Source organism: Nocardia sp. NPDC004278 (genome assembly GCF_053602975.1).
Map to the genome: position 1 here is coordinate 53,896 of NZ_JBSGEQ010000006.1, position 16,919 is coordinate 70,814.

Sequence of the window (16,919 nt, forward strand, 5' to 3'; positions counted from 1 at the left end):
AGCCTCGCGGTTTGAGGTGGTCACCACGCCACAGGTCCGAGGCGGTCGACGAAGATCCCGGTCGGACCGTCTGCGTCGATCATCGCAAGTCCGACGATCGAGTCGGTGCCCTCGGTGACCGTCAGCTGACCGGTGTGATTGTTCATATCGGTGGCGGCGAAGGTGTGGTTGGCGACTTCTCCGGGAGTCGCGACATTGAACTTGATCTGCGGCAGCGCCTGGGCGTACCGAACGGTAATCATGTTCAGCGCCGCTTTCGACGAGGTGTAGGCGAGCTCGTGCATTTTCGACACGGGCTGCTCAGGATCGGTCACGACCGCGAAGGAACCGGCGGCGCTGGACACCATCACCACCCGCGGATTGTCCGCCTTCTGCAGCAAGGGCAGGAATGCACGCGTGACCCTGATCGGTCCGTACACGTTGGTGTCGTAGACCGAGTGAATTTCGTCGACCGTCGCGTCCGCGGGCGCGATGATCTGCCCGGGCGCGCCGGCATTGTTGATCAGCACATCCAGCCGGTCGGTGTGCTCGCGGACGAGGCCGACCGCGTCGGCCACCGACTCGTCCGAGGTCACATCCAGCGGCACCAGGACCACGTTCGCGCCATCGGCGGTCAGCCTCTCGGCCGCCGCTCGTCCTCGGGCTTCGTCACGCGATCCGAGGAAGATCGTCCAACCCTGTTCGCCGAGCCGCCGGGCCGCCTCGAGTCCGAGTCCCTTGTTCGCCCCGGTGATCAGCACCGAGGTCTGTTCCGTATTCGTCATGGCCACAAGACGCCGGGCGGCACTCGGCTGTGACGAAATGTGATCGCCCTCATACCGATGTGGACTCGCTGTGCCGGTCACCGCGTCAGCGAATCAGGATGCGCTGCTACACATTCGCTCGAGCCGAGTTCATGGACCCGGGCTTCGTTGGGGCCGAGGTCGTTCGGGCCGGGTCCGAGCGATCCGGCACCTCGGCTGAGCCCGGGGAGTACGGTGAGACCAGGATGCCCATTGGTGACGATCTGTTGTCGATTCGGGCGTCCGAGTCTCGAACTCGCTGTTGGATCAGTGTTTTCGAGCCACCTGCTAGCAGTGGTAGTGGCGGCGTGTCACCCGGCGCGTCTGCTGTATACACCACGGCGCGGGGGCATGAACCCCGTGCTAGCGTTGATTCGCATTCAAGCGCCGAGCTCTCTGCTCGAATTCCGAGCAGATGGGGGAACAGTGACAACTAACGACCACAACCCGACTTCTCCGCCCTGGCTGCAGAGTCACTCGGTGGATACGGCCGAGGTCACCACCGACTCCTCGGGTCAGCACGCGGCGCAGGACGAGGCGGCCGAATCCGCAAGCGCCGACGCGGCACCCGAGCACGCAGGCGACGGGCACGAGACCGCCGAGGCCACCGACCAGCACGAATCCGAGCAGCCCGACGAGCCCGCACAGTCGGAGCCCGGGCAGTTCGCCGGATACCCCGCGGGGCCGATGGATCAGACCACGACCTACCCGCAGGCCGGGATGCCACAGCAGTACGGACCGCCCGACGGCTTCGCGCCGCCCGGTGCGCCGGAGCCGTACGGGCCTTACAGCACCAGCCAATTCGCGCAGCCGGGTCCTGGGCAGAGTGGTAGCCACCCGGTGCAGCCCGAGCCGTCCTATGGTGAGTTCCGGCAGGAGATCGGGCCCGATGGGCTGGTCCGGCGGGTCTCGCAGGATGGTCACGGCGAACCGCAGAGTGGGCCGATCTACAGCTGGGCGCCGCCACCGCCGGTGCAGCAGCCGCCGATGTATCAGCAGCCGCCCATGGGGCAACCGCCGATGGGGCAACCGCCCATGGGTCAGCCACACGCCGGGCAGCTGCCCTATGCGGAACAGGGTCCGCCGGGCTATGTGGATCAGGGGCCGAATACCGGTCAGATGCCGTACGCCGAGCAGGGGCCGCCGCCCGGATGGCAAGGCGGGCCGCCGAATCCGTATCAGCCGCAGCAGCCGTTCCAGCCGCAGCATGTGCCGCAACCTGGGCAGCCAGGGCATTCGGTCAATGATCTGAATCTGCTCAAGCGGGCCCGCAAGGCACCGCGCAGTGGCTGGCGCCGGGCCGTGCACAAGGCCTCCGGCGGCATGATCAATCCGGGTGAGTCCGCGGCGGATGTCGTCTACCGCGATCTCGTCGACCGGGTAAATCAGCCGGTGCGCGGCGACTATCGGATCGCGATCCTCTCGCTCAAGGGTGGCGTCGGCAAGACCACGACCACGGTCGGGCTCGGATCGACGTTCTCCTCGCTGCGCGGCGACCGGGTCATCGCGATCGACGCCAATCCCGACCTCGGCACGCTCGCGCACCGGGTGCCGCGGCAGACCCGCTCCACCGTGCGCAACCTGCTCGAGGACAGCCACATCACCAGGTACTCCGATGTCCGGGCGCATACCTCCCAGGCGCCGAGCCGACTGGAAGTGCTTGCCAGTGAACAGGATCCAGCGGTTTCCGAGGCCTTCAGCGAGGCCGACTACCGCCAGGCCATCGGTATCCTGCAGTCGTTCTACAACATCATCCTCACCGACTGCGGCACCGGCCTGATGCACTCGGCAATGGCCGGTGTACTGGACATGGCCAGCTCGCTGGTGCTCGTGACCTCCCCCGCCATCGACGGCGCCCGCAGCGCCTCCGCCACCCTGGACTGGCTCGACCACCACGGCTACGGCAAGTTGGTCGAACGAACCGTGGTGGTGGTCAACGCCTCTCGCCGCGGCGCCTCCACCGTCGACCTGGACCAACTACGCAAACTCTTCCTGGACCGCACCCGAGCAGTCCAGGTGGTCCCCTTCGACGACCACCTCGCCGAGGGCGCCGAAATCGACCTGGAACTGGTCAGCAAACCAACCCGCCGAGCCCTCCTCGAACTGGCCGCCATGGTCGCCGACGACTTCAGCTACATGGGCTCCCAGCAGTACCGCCCGAGCCCACCCCGCCACTACTAGCCCCACAAACCGGCCGCCCCGCTCCTCCGGCACTGGCGCAGAACATTATTCGGCTGTTACTTGGCGGGCGGCGGTGTGGAAGGCGGTTAGGACGGTGGCTATGGCGGGGCGGGTGGGGGCGTGGGGGCGGGTGGCCAGTTCGTAGAGGCGGGCGGCGCGGACGCCGGAGAGGCGTAGGACCGCGAGGTTGGGGTGGGCAACAGCCCAGCGGGGCATGAGGGCTACGCCGTAGTTGGCGGCGACCAGGGTTTCGATTACGCGGAAGTCGTTGAGGCGCTGGGCGATACGGGGTTGGACGCCGGTCATGGTGACAATGGAGCGCAGGACATCGTCGACCGGGAAGCCGCCGCGGACGCTCAGCCAGGTTTCCTCTGCGAGTTCGGCGGGCGTTACCTCGGTGCGGCCAGCGAGCGGATGCGTCAGGGCGACAACGACATCGGTGGGTTCGCGCATGATGACGGTGGTACTGACACGCGGGCCCGCGATACCGGGCGAGCGCTCGTCGCGGTGGGTGAGGACGATGTCGTAGTCGGCGAGCAGACGCGGCACTTCGCTCGGCGGAACATCCTCGTCGCGGGCGATGACCTCGACGCCACTGTCGGCGAGAGCGGGCAGCACCCGCGGCAGCAATAGTGCGGCGCCGGATGGAAACAACGCGACGCGGACGCGACCGCGGGCAGAGCCGCGATAGTTGGCCATCTCGGCCACGGCGCGGTCCATCGCGGCGAGCACCTCGTCGGCGCGCACGACGAGGGCGTGCCCCGCATCGGTGAGGCGCACCCGCCGACCATCGGGCTCGAGCAAGGCGACGCCCGCCTCCTTGCCGAGCACCTTGAGCTGCTGCGACACCGCAGACGGCGTCATCGAAAGCGCCTCCGCGACAGCCGCGATCGTCCCGCGATCCGCGAATTCGCGCAGCACCCGCAGCCGCTCAACCGCCATCGGCGGCCCTACTCGAACGTTCTCCGACGCTGTGCCCCGGACCGCGCCTGTGGCAGGGGCTCGACGGGATTCAGGATTGGAGACCATTAAGTGATGCTACATTGATAGTGCATATTTATTCGATTGTTCTTATTTGTTTTATTACTCACGATAAAGAACGTGACGAATCGTGATCGACTGCTCGGGCTCGCTGTTGTGGTGCTCTGGGGGCTGAACTTCATTGCTATTCGGGTGGGGCTGGACCACTTTCCGCCGTTCTTTTTCGCTGCGCTGCGGTTTGTGGTGATCGCGGTGCCGGTGGTGGTGTTCGTTCCGCGTCCGGAAGTACCGATGCGATGGTTTCTGCTGTACGGCATCGGATTCGGGATTCTGCAGTTCGCGTTCCTGTTCACGGCGATGCGGGCGGGGATGCCGACCGGGTTGTCCTCGCTGGTGCTGCAGTCCTCGGCGCCGTTCACGGTTGTGCTCGGTGCGCTGTTGCTGCGGGAGCGGTTGCGGGGGACGCAGCTGTTCGGCCTTGCGGTCGCGGTGGCGGGCATCGTGGTGATCGGGGTCGATCGGGCACAGCATGCCGCACTGCTGCCGGTGGTGCTGACACTGGCGGGCGGGCTCGGTTGGGCCTTCGGCAATATCGGGTCCCGGCTGGCCACCACATCAGGTGGCGTCAACCCGCTGCACCTCACGCTGTGGATGACGGTTGTGCCACCGATCCCGCTCTTCGCACTCTCCGCACTCACCGAGGGACCGACAACCGGTCTGCGCGCACTCACCGACGCCACCTCCCCCAGCGGCTGGCACGCACTGCTCGGGCTCGCCTATATCGTCGCGCTCGGCACCATCACAGGCTCCGGTCTGTGGACCTACCTGATGAGCCGCTACCCGGCCAGCACTGTTGCGCCGATGTCCCTGCTCGTCCCGGTGGTCGGCATCCTCGCCGCCTGGGCCGCATTCGGTGAGGACCCGACGCCGCTATCGCTGCTCGGTGGAGCAATCGTGATCGCAGGCGCGTTCGCGGCAACGAAAGCCGGGCGCCGCGCTGCGCCCGCGACAACGGAATCGGTTCCAACCGTTCCGGCATCGGATCGGCCTCTCGGCGGGCAACCCCGATTGGTCGAGGCCTGACCCACCAGCGACAACGAACCCCGGCCCGGGTCCGTTTCGGTTTGCCGACGCAGCCACGACACCCGCGAGCGAGCGGCACCTCGCCCAGCGCCACGCAAGTGCCGACTCGCGGCGATCTCGCCGAAATTCCCACCGAAGGAATCGAATTCGGCCACCAACGCGGCGTAGACCTTTCGGCGACGGCAATGTGCAACAGCGCACCGTCATCACGGCAATGGGTTGCCGCACCGCGTCGCACGCCGGGGCGAACCGGTTACGCCGAGCCATCGGCATAGTTGAGAGTGACACGCAGCACACCATGGCCTGCAACAGCACTGCCACAGCCAGTCGCGCCATGACGAACCGGTTACGCCGAACAGCACTCGACACAGCCTGCGATAAGCAACACACGCCCACCGCAAGCGAGCTACCTGGCGCTTTCGCCGAAGACCGAAAGCACCGCCCACCGCAACGCCTCGACCTGCGAAGGTTGCGTACAACCTCGGTTCCAGGAACTAACTCGGGTCGCTCGCACAGCCCGGTAATGTCTGCCCCGCTGTAATCGCGCACCTGCCGAAAGTCAGACCGATCGGGGTTCGGGTGGCGGCGTCAGGGGTGGGTCGGGGTGCCCGCCGGTTGCCGCTTTACAGTGTTTGCGGCGGTAGAGGTCAGGTCCCGAGGCTAGGCACAAACAAGCGCATGGCAGATCAACGGTGGGCCGTTTCGCGGCGGGCAATGCTTCGCGGGACGGTCGCGATGGGGGTAGCGACGGCGGGGACGCTGTCGGCCGGTGCGCTGAGACCGGCGCCTGCCGCGGGGAGTCCCGGCGGCAGGCGGGTCGCGGTATTCGGCGGCGGGGTCGCGGGTTTGACCGCGGCGCACGAATTGGCCGAGCGTGGATTCCAGGTCACCGTATACGAGAGACGCGCGCTCGGCGGCAAGGCGCGCAGCATTCCGGTGCCGGGCACCGGATCGGGGGGACGGCCGGACCTGCCCGGTGAGCACGGCTTCCGCTTCTTTCCCGGCTTCTACCAACATATTCCGGATACGATGCGGCGAATTCCGTACGCGGGCAATCCGAATGGCGTCTGGAACAATCTTATCGGCGTGCCCGAGGCACGTTTCGCGCGACGCGACGGCGACGATTTCCGACTACCACTCGGCCCGAAGGCCCGCACGAGTTTCACTCCGGAGTCGTTCCGCGAAACCGTGGGCGCGACGATTTCCACGGCACTGAAAATGCCCGCCGATGAGGGCGCCTACTTCGCCGATCGACTATTGGTCTTCAATTCCAGTTGCGACGCCCGCCGCTACGGCCAGTGGGAATACACCTCGTGGCGCGATTTTGTCGGCGGGCACGAGCGCTCCCACGAATTCCGTGCACTGCTCTCGCGCACGTTGACCAGCATCATGGTGGCGGCGAAGGAGGATGTCGCCAGCGTCCGGACCATCGGCACTATGGGCGAACAGTTCCTGGGCAACCCCTTCGAGGTCGGCAACGATGGCGCACTGGACCGGGTATTGAACGGCCCGACCAATTCGGTCTGGATCGATCCGTGGGTGCAGCGGTTGCGCGAACTCGGTGTGCAATTCGCGATGGGCACCGAGGTGCGCGGGCTCGATGTGCGCGATCGGCGCATCGCCTCGGCCCGCGTCGTCGATGAGACCGGTACCACGCACGGTGTCGACGCCGACTATTTCGTGGTGGCGCTGCCCGCCGAACAGGCCCGCGCACTGTGGTCGCCCGACGTGCTCGCGGTGCGTCCGGAACTGGCCGCGATGGATCGACTGTTCGTCGATTGGATGAACGGTATCCAGTTCTATCTGCGCAGGCCGATGGATATTTCGCGCGGTCACACCGCCTATATCGATGCACCGTGGTCGCTCACCTCGATCACCCAGAATCAGCTCTGGACGCGCAAACTCACCGAATTCGGCGACGGCACCGTGCAGGATTGTCTTTCGGTCGATATCTCCGACTGGAACACCCCCGGAATGCTCTACGGCAAACCCGCCAAGGAGTGCACACACGAGGAGATCGCCCGCGAGGTATGGGCCCAGCTCACCGCCCATCTCAACGATCGCGGTGAGCTGCTGCGCGATAGCGATCTGCATTCGTGGTTCCTCGATACCGGCATCAGCTGGCAGGAATCGCAGCGGCGCAATGCCAATGCCGACCCGCTGCTGATCAATACCGCCGGTTCCTGGGATTGCCGACCGGAGCCGCACGGCGCGCTCGAAAATCTTTTTCTGGCAGGCGATTACGTGCGCACCAATGTCGACCTCGCGACCATGGAGGGCGCCAACGAATCCGCGCGCGACGCCGTCAACGCCATTCTCGAGGTATCCGGCTCGAATGCCGAGCGCTGCCGCAAGTTCACCCTCTACCGGGTCCCCGAGTTGGAACCACTGCGCCGCATCGACGCCGAACGCTACGCCGCGGGCCAGCCGAACCTGTTCGACGTGCGTCTCTAGCCCTGGACTCGCTACGCGAATCACCTTAGAGTGCCAACGTAATCACTGATTTCGTCAGCACATGGGTAACTCGTCGGGTACGCCCAAGAGTCGTTCAGCATGTATCCGGCGGCCCGGAACAGGAGTCTGCACGTGCTCAACGACCGGCAAAAGTTCCGGGGAGGCGGGGGAGTGATCACCGAACCGGCCGACCTGCGGCAGCTGCTCGGGGAGGTGCTGCCGCGAGCCGCGACCAAGGAGCGCATCGCACTCCATCCGCGCGACCGCGACTGGATCGCCGCCACCCCGTTCATCGCCCTGAGCACCAGTGATGCCGCGGGCAACTGCGATACCTCGCCGAAGGGCGATCCGCCCGGATTCGTGAAGGTGCTCGACGACACCACCATCGCCATCCCGGAACGACCAGGCAACCGCAGGGCCGACGGCTATCTGAATATCCTCAGCAATCCGCATGTCGGGCTGCTGTTCATGATTCCGGGCCGCCGCGAGACGCTGCGCATCAACGGCCGGGCCCGGCTGGTCCGCGACGCTCCGTATTTCGATGACATGGTGGTGCGGGGACACCGCCCGATCCTGGCCATCGAGGTCGATATCGAGCAGATCTTCTTCCACTGCGCCAAGGCGTTCATCCGCAGTCACCTGTGGGAACCGGAGCTGTGGCCGGAGGACAACCTGCCCAGTCCGGCCTGCCTGGTCAAGGAGGTCCAGACCAACGTGACGGAGTCGGTGGAGGAACTGGAGCGCCACTACTCGCCGGAGAATTACAACGCCAAGCTGTACCAGGAGTGAGCGCCGTCACTGCCGGCCAGCGTGCGGCCCGCAGCGAATGCGTCGGCGAGCAGAACACATAGACTCGCGGCGTGGCAGACATAACGGTGCGCGGGCGGCTCGCCCTGCGGGCAGCGGCGGCGGCGTCGTGGGCCTCGCAGAAGGCGGGACGCGGTAAGGGATCGATGATCGGCGGGCTCATCGCGCTGCAGATCGATAAGACGATCATGGATCAGCTCGGCCGCGGGCGGCGCACCGTGCTGGTGACCGGCACCAATGGCAAGTCGACCACCACCAGGATGACCACCGCCGCACTGAGCACACTCGGCAAGGTCGCCACCCAGGCCGACGGCGCGAATATGGACGCGGGCATCGTGGCCGCGCTGAGCGCACACCGCGGCACACCGCTGGCCGCGATCGAGGTGGACGAGCTGCATCTGCCGCATGTCACCGATTCGCTGAACCCGTCGGTGGTGGTCCTGCTGAACCTCAGCCGCGACCAGCTGGACCGGGTCGGCGAGATCAATATGATCGAACGCAGGCTGCGCGCGGGGCTGGCACGGCATCCGCAGACCGTGGTGATCGCCAACTGTGACGATGTGCTGGTCACCTCCATTGCCTACGACCATCCGAATGTCGTTTGGGTGGCGGCGGGCAGCGGCTGGTCGATGGATGCGACGAGCTGTCCGCGCAGCGGTGAGCCGATCGTGTGGGAGGGCGCGCACTGGCGCAGCACCGGCACGGATTTCGAGCGGCCCGAGCCGAATTGGTGGCTCGATGGCGATGAACTGGTCGGGCCCAACGGTATCCGGCTGCCGCTGAAGTTGGCGCTGCCCGGACGGGCCAATAAGGGCAATGCCGCACAGGCGGTCGCCGCGGCGGTCGCACTCGGTGCGGATCCGGCGGCAGCGGCGACCGCGGCGGGTACGGTGCGCGAGATCGCGGGCCGCTACCGGACCGTGCAGGTCGGCGAGCATGCCGCCCGGCTGCTGCTGGCGAAGAATCCGGCGGGCTGGCAGGAGGCGCTGTCGATGATCGAGCCCGATTCGGCCGGTCTGGTGATCGCGGTCAACGGGCAGGTGCCCGACGGCGAGGATCTGTCCTGGCTGTGGGATGTGCGGTTCGAGCATTTCGAGGGCGTGCAGGTGGTGGCCGCCGGTGAGCGGGCCACCGACCTCGCGGTGCGCCTCACCTATGCCGGGGTCGAGCACACCATGGTGCCGGATCCGTTGCGCGCCATTGCATCCTGTCCGGCGGGACGGGTCGAGGTGCTGGCGAACTACACCGCGTTCCGGGATCTCAACCGCGATCTGGAGGAGCAGGCATGAGCGCATCGCGCAGCGAATCGACCGTACGTATCGGCTTGGTGTTGCCCGATGTGATGGGCACCTACGGCGATGGCGGCAATGCGCTGGTCCTGCGCCAGCGGCTGCGCATGCGCGGCCATGACGCGGAGATCGTCGAAATCACCCTCGCCGACCCGGTTCCCGAATCACTGGACATCTATACCCTTGGCGGAGCGGAGGATTCGGCGCAGCGGCTGGCCACCCGGCATCTGCAGCGCCACCCCGGTCTGCAGCGGGCCGCCGCGAAAGGCGCTCCGGTACTTGCCATCTGCGCCGCCATCCAGGTGCTCGGCCACTGGTACGAGACCTCCTCCGGCGAGCGTGTCGACGGTGTCGGCCTCATCGATGTCACCACCTCGCCGCAGCCGAAGCGCGCGATCGGCGAGGTGACCACGACCCCGCTGCTCCCCGGCCTCACCGCCGCCCTCACCGGATTCGAAAACCACCGTGGCGGAACCAAACTCGGCGGCGACGCGACCGGTCTCGCGCACGTCACCCGCGGCGTGGGCAACGGTGTCGGCGACGGCCTGGAGGGTGTGGTCCAGGGCTCCACCATCGGCACCTACATGCACGGTCCAGCCCTGGCCCGCAATCCAGAACTCGCCGATCTGCTCCTGCGCCGCGTCCTCGGCGTCGACGAACTCCCGCCACTGCACCTGCCCGAGGTCGACCAACTGCGCCGCGAACGCCTGCGCGCCTGATCACCGCTGCGCGGCCGGCCGTGGGTGATCGCTCCGCGCACAGCGGGACAGCCTGCGTGGCCGGGTGGTCGCCCGGCGTGCTATGGGCGCAACACAAGGCGCTTTTCGCCTAGGGCTTCAGCGGAATACCGAGTAATGCACGATACGCTCCCGCTATGGCGACGATCACATCAGCGAGATCGGATCGGCTCGAGGAGCATTCGGCACCGGAGGACTACCGGCTGTCGCTGGTTACCCGACTACGGGCTTGGCGGCCGCGTCCGCTACATGCCTCGGCGATCGTCACCGGCATCGTCGCACTGACGTCATTCGAAATGTCGTTTGCCGCATTGCACGACCTGTCGGTGCGAAACCTGGTGGCGCCGGCGCTCGCCGCGAATGTGCCGATCGCCATCGACGGCTTGGTCATCGGTTCGATCATCGCCACCGCCACCTTCCGCAGGGGTAGTTCGGCCTGGTGGTACGCGACGGGACTGTTCGTTGTCTGGACCCTGGTTTCGGTTGCCGGAAATATCGAGTACGCGCGCGAAATCGGGGGTAGCCCCGTGTCTTTGTCGCTGTACGCGGGCATGCCGCTGACGATGCTGTTCGCGGTGCATCTCACCCTGATGCTGTTCGGGCGCGGACGCGAGCGGGCACGGGCCGCGGATCCCGCCCCGACGCACGAGGACCACGACCCGGCACCGCACGAGGACCACGCCCCGGCACCGCACGAGAATTTCGACCGAGCGCAACAGGATCACGACCGAGCACCGCTACCGGATGAAGCCGAAGTGGCGGAGGAGGATTGGGACCCAGCGGAAGCGGAGGATTGGGACACCGAGGACGATTCGGACCCGACACCGCCGCCCGAGCGCGTCGTGCCGACGCGGATTCCCGTGATCCTGGCGACGACCGACCCGCTGCTCGTCGCTCCCAAGAAGATGCTGACCAGCGCACAGCCCGGGACCGTCCACTCGGCATCGCCGCGAATCACGCCGACGTTCGCGACCGCCGGGCCGAACGGCCAGACCAAGATCGACCCCATCTAGCACAGGCGAGAGCGGACCGCTCGTCTGGGCGGTAGACCGCGCCTGAGCTGCTCACCCTGCTCGAACTGCTCCAGCCACAATCGGACACGTCGATGGAGAAACGATGGCTTTCCACGTTTGGCAAGACCAGGGCATAGATCAATTCCGGGAGATCGCAGGCCGACTCGCGTCGGTGATCCAGAGCGGTATCGATCGATCGGGCGCATTGAACCAGTTCGCCGAATCGGTCAACAACGGCGAAGCATTCACCGAGCTGATGATCGAATACTCGTCCCGGTGGTTCACCGAAACCGGCGGACGCTCCATTTTGATCGGGCCGGAGCTGTTCTGGCTGCTATCGGAGCCGAGCCCGCGCCGGGCATCCGGCACCGGCCTGCGAGCCCAGGAATCCTATTTGGATACCGAATTGACGGCCGGACAGCGGGCCCGGATTCTGCTACTCGTCTGCGTATACGAGGCGCTGGCGCAAAACCAGTGGGCACCGGAAGGCATTGCGGAACATATGATCGCGACCAATGGCGTCGGCTAGGTAGCGCGCAGCACGGCGTAGAACCGCGCGCGCACGGTGCGCGCGGTCAGCGGGGGTCGGCAGTGGCACAGAGGTCGTGGACCAGCCGCATTTTCTCCAGCACCGGGTCGGGCAGGACGAAGGGGTAGAGGTCGTCGTGACCCATGGAGCGGTTCACCATATTGAGTGACCAGGCCAGTGGGAGCCAGAGGTCGATGATGCGGTCGAAGCCGGCGCGGCCCACCTGGGGCCGGTCCAGCGTGGCGCCCGCCGGAGCGAACCCGAAAGCGGCCGCGGTGTCGAGGGTGTCGCGGATGTGCAGGTAGTGGGCGAAGGTTTCGGCCCAGTCCTCGGCGGCGTGCATGCTGGCGTAGGACGAGACGTAGTTGATCTCCCAGCCCGCCGGCGCGCCCTCGGCGTAGTGGCGGTCCAAGGCCGCTTGGTAGTCCGCGTTCGGATCGCCGAACAGGTTCCGGAAGCGTTGCCCGGCATCGTCATCGGCGATCAGCACGTCGAAGTAGTAGTGGCCGATCTCGTGGCGGAAGTGGCCGAGCAGGGTGCGGTAGGGCTCATCCATTTCGATGCGCAACTGTTCGCGATGGGGGTCATTGGCCTCGGCCAGATCCACCGTGATCACACCGTTCTCATGGCCGGTGATGACGTGGTCGGTGGCGCTGGAGAGCAGATCGAAGGCCAGGCCGGTCTGCGGATTCCTATCGCGACCGACGATCGGCAGACCCAGTTCGACCAGTTCCATGATCAATCGTCGCTTGGCCGCCTCGGCTTCGGCGAAGGCCTGCATACCCGCGGCGTCGAGATCATTGGGCCGGGTCCGGGTCAGGCGGCAGGACTCGCAAAGTCGCGGTCCCCCAGTGTCATCGGGTGCCGGTGTGGCGGTGCTCTGCCAGGCATTGGGTGCCGCACCGGATTCGGTCCCGGGCGGCGGCTCGACCGCACCGGCCGAGACGCCCGACTCGCCCGGTAGCGGCACCAGCCAATTGCACTCCGCCACATGCAGGTTGTCGCAGAGACGGAAGCGCTCGCGATCGACAACCCCGGCCGACCGGTCCACCGCCGCGTCACCGGGCGGATCGCCGATCACCACCAGCGCGCGGTCGGCGAGACTGAAACCCAGTGGGCTGAAACAGGACAGGCATACGGAGTTCTCGAAGGCCAACTGCTGTCCACAGTTCGGGCAGGTGAAATCGCGCATTTCGCTACACCTCCACCGGCGCGACGTCGACGGATACGGTGATGGAGCTCTCCTTGGCGTCGGTATAGATGATGCCACGCAGCGGCGGCACATCGGCGTAATCGCGGCCCCAGGCGACGGTTACGTACCGCTCGTCGGCGAGCTGGTCATTGGTCGGGTCGAAGCCGATCCAGTGACCGGTCCGGTCGTGCGCGGTATCACCGGGCATCCACACCGCCGACCAGGCGTGCGTCGCATCCGCGCCGATCATGCGCTCCTTACCGGGCGGCGGATCGGTTGCCAGATAACCGGATACATAGCGCGCAGCGAGGCCGTGTGAGCGCAGGCAGGCGACACCGATTCTGGCGAAGTCCTGGCAGACGCCCGCACGGACCGCGAAGACGTCGGCGACCTTGGTGGATACCGTCGTCGAGCCGGACTTGTAGGTGAAGTCCCGGTAGATGCGGGTATTGAGTTCGGTCACCGCGGCCAGCAGTGGCCGACCGGGGGTCAGAGATTCGGCGGCGTATGCGGTGACCTCGGCGGTGATTTCGGGCGGATGCAGGTCGAGGGTGAATTCGACCACCAATGGGCCGTTCGCGGTGTTCGGACGCGCCTGCTCCCACGGTTTGTCGGTCGCGCTGATCGCGCTCCGGTCCGGTACCTGCACCTCGACCGTCGAGGCACCGATGACCACCAGCTTCGTATGTTCTGCCGTGACATGGAAATACGAGGTGGTGTTGCCGTACACGTCGGTGCCGATCGACCGGTCCGATGGCATCGGATCGATATGGATCTCGTGGGCGAGCAGGCGCTGCCCGGGAAACTCCCGCGGCGTCAGATACGCGCGACCGTAGGAGCTGCTGACCTCGTCGGAATATTTGTAATTAGTGCGATGCTCGATCCGATAGCGCCGGACCGCGTCATTGGGCGCCATCATCCAACGACCCTCGTGCTACCCCACAGCGGCTGGATACCAACCGGCAGGGCCAGTCTCGTCGTCTCGAACGATTCGGAGACCTTGCGCAACCGCAAGTGCACACCCTCCAGCAGCTCGGCCAGTTCGGTACGCCTGCCCTCGGCGTCGGTGCTATCCAGATCGGCCGGGTCGACGCGGCTCAGCATGCGCTGTGCGTCGGCAAGTAACCGTTGCGGGCGTGCGGATCCCGACGCGCCGGGCAGCGCCTGGAAGTCGGCCTCGAGCTGATCGAGTTGATAGGCCAGCGAACGCGGGTTGCTCGCATCGAAGAGCAGCAGTCCGGCCACGGCCGATACCCGCACCGAATCCCGGTACCGCCGACGGTAACTCACCGATGATTCGGTGGCCTCCAGCACCGCTTCGGTGACCACGCGCTCGGCCGCCACCGGATAGGTCTTCGTCAGCGCGGCCGCCAGCAATGCGGTCAGCGACAGCCCCCGTTCGATGCGCTTGCCGATATCCATGACATACCAACCGGTATCGCGCACCAACGATTCGGCACCGATTCCGGACAGTGACAGCAGCGCCGCCAGTGACAGCGAATGCACCGCCGACAGTGCCGACTCCTGATCGTCGCCGGTGAATCGATATTCGGACAGCGCCCGTTCCATCGAACCCAGGATCATCCAGGTATCGGCCGACAACTGGTCCCGCACGGCCCGCGCCGCCGACCCGTACCGATCGATCGCGAAGGCCATCGAACCGGACATATACCGATCGACGGTCAATTCCACCAGATAGTCGTGCCCCTCTCGGCCCGCCCCCGGCACAACCTGCTCAGCGGCAGCAGCCTGATCCGTATCCGCCCCTGCGGCAACATCATTCGTCCCAGCTGGCTCGGATTCACCAGCGCTGGACTCGGGCCTCGGTTCATCCGGATGTTGTTCGGACCCCGAAGTAGGTTCCGTACCGGGCGCGCCCGCCGCCTGTGACCGCGCCGCACCCGAACCTGTCACTCCCACAGCAGAACTCGGCTCGATCTTCGCCACCACAGCGGGCCCGTGTACACCGCCGGGCAGCTCACTCAGTGGCGCCGAGGTACCGGTGGTGCGGGCCAGGGCGGCCATGAGCGCAGGCAACGCGTCGGCGCCTTCCAGCCACGGCTGGTAGCGGTAGTCCTGATAGCGGATGTGGGTCGCGATCAGCAGGCGCACCACGGCTTCGGCGCGTTCGCTGTAGCGGCCCATCCAGAACAGGTCATTGAGCACGCGGGGTGAGCTGACCGGTTCGAGTGCGGGGGCACGGCGTTCGCGTTCCTCGTGCGCGAGTTCGGTGCCGATCGCGGCGACGGCGGTGGGAGCCGCGCGGACCCAAATGTCCTTGGCGCCAACCTTGATGACCACTCGCTCGGGCAACAACCGCTGACGCAACTGCCCCAGACCACCCTCCATCGCGGTATAGCCGCCGCGCCGGGCCAGCGAGAACAGCCGCATACCGACCGGAGCCGAGGCCAGCCCGCCATACCCCTGGACGGCAGGTGCGACCGAGAACTGCGCCGGCTCCTGCCCGACCCACTGCCAGCCGCTGTCCTCGATCCGGGTGGCGAGTTCGGCGCGCTGGGCATTGGACAGTTCCGGCCCGAACAGCGTCGCCCCGTCGACCGCCGAACGGATGATCAGCCGATCCAGATTGGCGATCAGATGCGAGCGTTCGCTGTCGTGGCCGCCCCAGTAGGTCGGCGCGCTCTCCAACGCCAACTCCTCGCCGAGCAGGGCCCGCGATATCCGGGGCAGGAATCCGGCCAGCGCCGGATTCTCCAGCAGCCCGCTGCCGAGGGTATTGACCACGGTCACCGCACCGCGCCGCAGCACCTCCACCAGGCCGACCACCCCGAGCCGCGAATCCGGCCGCAGATCCAGCGGATCGGAGAATTCGGCGTCCACCCGGCGCAGCACCACATCGACCCGCTTCAAGGTGCCGAGCGAGCGCATCCACAGCGCGCCGTCGCGCACCACCAGATCCGCGCTCTCCACCAGCGGAAAACCCAGTGTCGAGGCCAGATGGGCCTGATCGAAGGCGGTTTCGGAGTGCACACCTGGACTCAGCACCACCACGACCGGATCCTCGTCATCGGCCATCGGCGCGGATTCGATCAACATCAACCGCATGGCCCTGGCGAACGGTGTCAACGGCCGGGGATTGGAGCGCTCGAAGGCCTCCGGAATCGCCGTCGACACCACCCGGCGGTCGGCCAGCGCGTAGCCGGCGCCCGACGGGGCCTGTGCCCAGTCCGCGATCACCCGGAACTGTCCGTCACTCCACCGGCTCAGATCGCAGGCGTGCAGGAACAGCTGATGCCGTCCGGGAATCGTGATGCCGTGCGCAGCCCGCACATATCCGCGGTTGCCGAATACCAATTCCGGCGGCAGCAGGCCGGTGGTGATGGTGCGGCGCGCGCCGTAAATATCGGTGAGCACCTCGTCGAGCACCCGTGAGCGCTGCACCAGTCCGGCCTCGAGCCGGGTCCAGTCGTCCGCGGACACCAGCAGCGGAATGGGATCCAGGCGCCAGGCCGTCGGCGGGGCCGGTTCGCCCGCCGCGCCCACTTCGGTGTAGTAGATGCCATCGTCATCGATCAGCCTGCGCACCCGGCTGTCCAGCCGCCCGAGTCCGCTCGTGCCCAACTCGACGAAGTCGGCGGACAGCTCCGACCAGATATGCCGCACACCGCCGTTGGCATCGACCAATTCGTCGTAGTGGCCGCCCATCGGTCGACCGCATTCGTCGAAGGACCCGCTATCGGCCCCCTCGGCGCGGTATATGGCGAACTGTTCGGCGATCTGCTCGCGCACGCCGAGACGTCCGGCATTCGGCGGCGTCGACTCCCCCCGCGCGCCGGATTCCCGGGCGCCCGAGCCGCGCGCCTCGTCGCGCATAGTCACCGCGCCGACCTCGCTTCCCCTGTCAGACGTT

Annotated in this window: 13 protein-coding genes; 8 read left to right on the forward strand and 5 right to left on the reverse strand. The window is 66.7% G+C overall.

Annotated features, from left to right (window positions below):
* Positions 1-20 precede the first annotated feature (20 nt).
* Positions 21-764, reverse strand: coding sequence for an SDR family NAD(P)-dependent oxidoreductase (locus tag ACWEO2_RS11280; RefSeq protein WP_452405184.1), 744 nt, complete (start codon positions 762-764; stop codon positions 21-23).
* A gap of 498 nt (positions 765-1,262) precedes the next feature.
* Here ACWEO2_RS11280 and ACWEO2_RS11285 point away from each other — a divergent pair, with 498 nt between their 5' ends.
* Complete coding sequence (locus ACWEO2_RS11285; RefSeq protein ID WP_452405185.1) at positions 1,263-2,963, forward strand: nucleotide-binding protein; 1,701 nt, start codon at positions 1,263-1,265, stop codon at positions 2,961-2,963.
* 45 nt (positions 2,964-3,008) lie between these two features.
* Here the strand turns inward: ACWEO2_RS11285 and ACWEO2_RS11290 are convergent, their stop codons facing one another.
* Complete coding sequence (locus ACWEO2_RS11290) at positions 3,009-3,905, reverse strand: LysR family transcriptional regulator (RefSeq protein ID WP_452405186.1); 897 nt, start codon at positions 3,903-3,905, stop codon at positions 3,009-3,011.
* A gap of 159 nt (positions 3,906-4,064) precedes the next feature.
* On the opposite strand from ACWEO2_RS11290, the gene ACWEO2_RS11295 reads away from it, so the two are divergent.
* The 7 genes from ACWEO2_RS11295 to ACWEO2_RS11325 all read left to right on the forward strand — a co-directional run bounded on the left by ACWEO2_RS11295 (position 4,065) and on the right by ACWEO2_RS11325 (position 11,856).
* Entirely contained in the window at positions 4,065-5,027 is a 963-nt protein-coding gene (locus ACWEO2_RS11295) for an EamA family transporter (RefSeq protein ID WP_452405187.1), read from the forward strand.
* 735 nt (positions 5,028-5,762) lie between these two features.
* Entirely contained in the window at positions 5,763-7,481 is a 1,719-nt protein-coding gene (locus ACWEO2_RS11300; protein ID WP_452405188.1) for a hydroxysqualene dehydroxylase, read from the forward strand.
* 171 nt (positions 7,482-7,652) lie between these two features.
* On the forward strand, positions 7,653-8,270 hold the full coding sequence (locus ACWEO2_RS11305; protein ID WP_452405189.1) for a pyridoxamine 5'-phosphate oxidase family protein: 618 nt from the start codon (positions 7,653-7,655) through the stop codon (positions 8,268-8,270).
* Between the two features lie 71 nt (positions 8,271-8,341).
* Positions 8,342-9,577, forward strand: a complete 1,236-nt coding sequence (locus tag ACWEO2_RS11310; protein WP_452405190.1) for a MurT ligase domain-containing protein — start codon at positions 8,342-8,344, stop codon at positions 9,575-9,577.
* Positions 9,574-10,296 (forward strand): type 1 glutamine amidotransferase, encoded by a 723-nt coding sequence (locus ACWEO2_RS11315; RefSeq protein WP_452405191.1) that lies wholly within the window; start codon positions 9,574-9,576, stop codon positions 10,294-10,296. The genes ACWEO2_RS11310 and ACWEO2_RS11315 overlap by 4 nt, the downstream gene beginning before the upstream one ends.
* 155 nt (positions 10,297-10,451) lie before the next feature.
* Positions 10,452-11,327 (forward strand): DUF2637 domain-containing protein, encoded by an 876-nt coding sequence (locus ACWEO2_RS11320; protein ID WP_452405192.1) that lies wholly within the window; start codon positions 10,452-10,454, stop codon positions 11,325-11,327.
* Between the two features lie 103 nt (positions 11,328-11,430).
* The gene (locus ACWEO2_RS11325) at positions 11,431-11,856 is read left to right on the forward strand and encodes a hypothetical protein (RefSeq protein ID WP_355183609.1); all 426 of its coding nucleotides are present in this window, start codon (positions 11,431-11,433) and stop codon (positions 11,854-11,856) included.
* Between the two features lie 46 nt (positions 11,857-11,902).
* On the opposite strand, the gene ACWEO2_RS11330 is transcribed toward ACWEO2_RS11325, so the two are convergent.
* Genes ACWEO2_RS11330 through ACWEO2_RS11340 form a run of 3 tightly spaced genes read right to left on the reverse strand, consistent with a single transcriptional unit; the run spans position 11,903 to position 16,882 of the window.
* The gene (locus ACWEO2_RS11330; RefSeq protein WP_452405193.1) at positions 11,903-13,048 is read right to left on the reverse strand and encodes a zinc-binding metallopeptidase family protein; all 1,146 of its coding nucleotides are present in this window, start codon (positions 13,046-13,048) and stop codon (positions 11,903-11,905) included.
* 4 nt (positions 13,049-13,052) lie between these two features.
* Complete coding sequence (locus ACWEO2_RS11335; RefSeq protein WP_452405194.1) at positions 13,053-13,967, reverse strand: transglutaminase family protein; 915 nt, start codon at positions 13,965-13,967, stop codon at positions 13,053-13,055.
* Entirely contained in the window at positions 13,964-16,882 is a 2,919-nt protein-coding gene (locus tag ACWEO2_RS11340) for a circularly permuted type 2 ATP-grasp protein (RefSeq protein WP_452405424.1), read from the reverse strand. The genes ACWEO2_RS11335 and ACWEO2_RS11340 overlap by 4 nt, the downstream gene beginning before the upstream one ends.
* Between the last annotated feature and the right edge of the window lie 37 nt (positions 16,883-16,919).

Coding starts and splice junctions, on each gene's coding strand:
- ACWEO2_RS11280 (WP_452405184.1), bottom strand. CDS start 764: ATGACGAATACGGAACAGACCTCGGTGCTGATCACCGGGGCGAACAAG.
- ACWEO2_RS11290 (WP_452405186.1), bottom strand. CDS start 3,905: ATGGCGGTTGAGCGGCTGCGGGTGCTGCGCGAATTCGCGGATCGCGGG.
- ACWEO2_RS11300 (WP_452405188.1), top strand. CDS start 5,763: ATGGGGGTAGCGACGGCGGGGACGCTGTCGGCCGGTGCGCTGAGACCG.
- ACWEO2_RS11315 (WP_452405191.1), top strand. CDS start 9,574: ATGAGCGCATCGCGCAGCGAATCGACCGTACGTATCGGCTTGGTGTTG.
- ACWEO2_RS11320 (WP_452405192.1), top strand. CDS start 10,452: ATGGCGACGATCACATCAGCGAGATCGGATCGGCTCGAGGAGCATTCG.
- ACWEO2_RS11325 (WP_355183609.1), top strand. CDS start 11,431: ATGGCTTTCCACGTTTGGCAAGACCAGGGCATAGATCAATTCCGGGAG.
- ACWEO2_RS11330 (WP_452405193.1), bottom strand. CDS start 13,048: ATGCGCGATTTCACCTGCCCGAACTGTGGACAGCAGTTGGCCTTCGAG.
- ACWEO2_RS11335 (WP_452405194.1), bottom strand. CDS start 13,967: ATGATGGCGCCCAATGACGCGGTCCGGCGCTATCGGATCGAGCATCGC.
- ACWEO2_RS11340 (WP_452405424.1), bottom strand. CDS start 16,882: ATGCGCGACGAGGCGCGCGGCTCGGGCGCCCGGGAATCCGGCGCGCGG.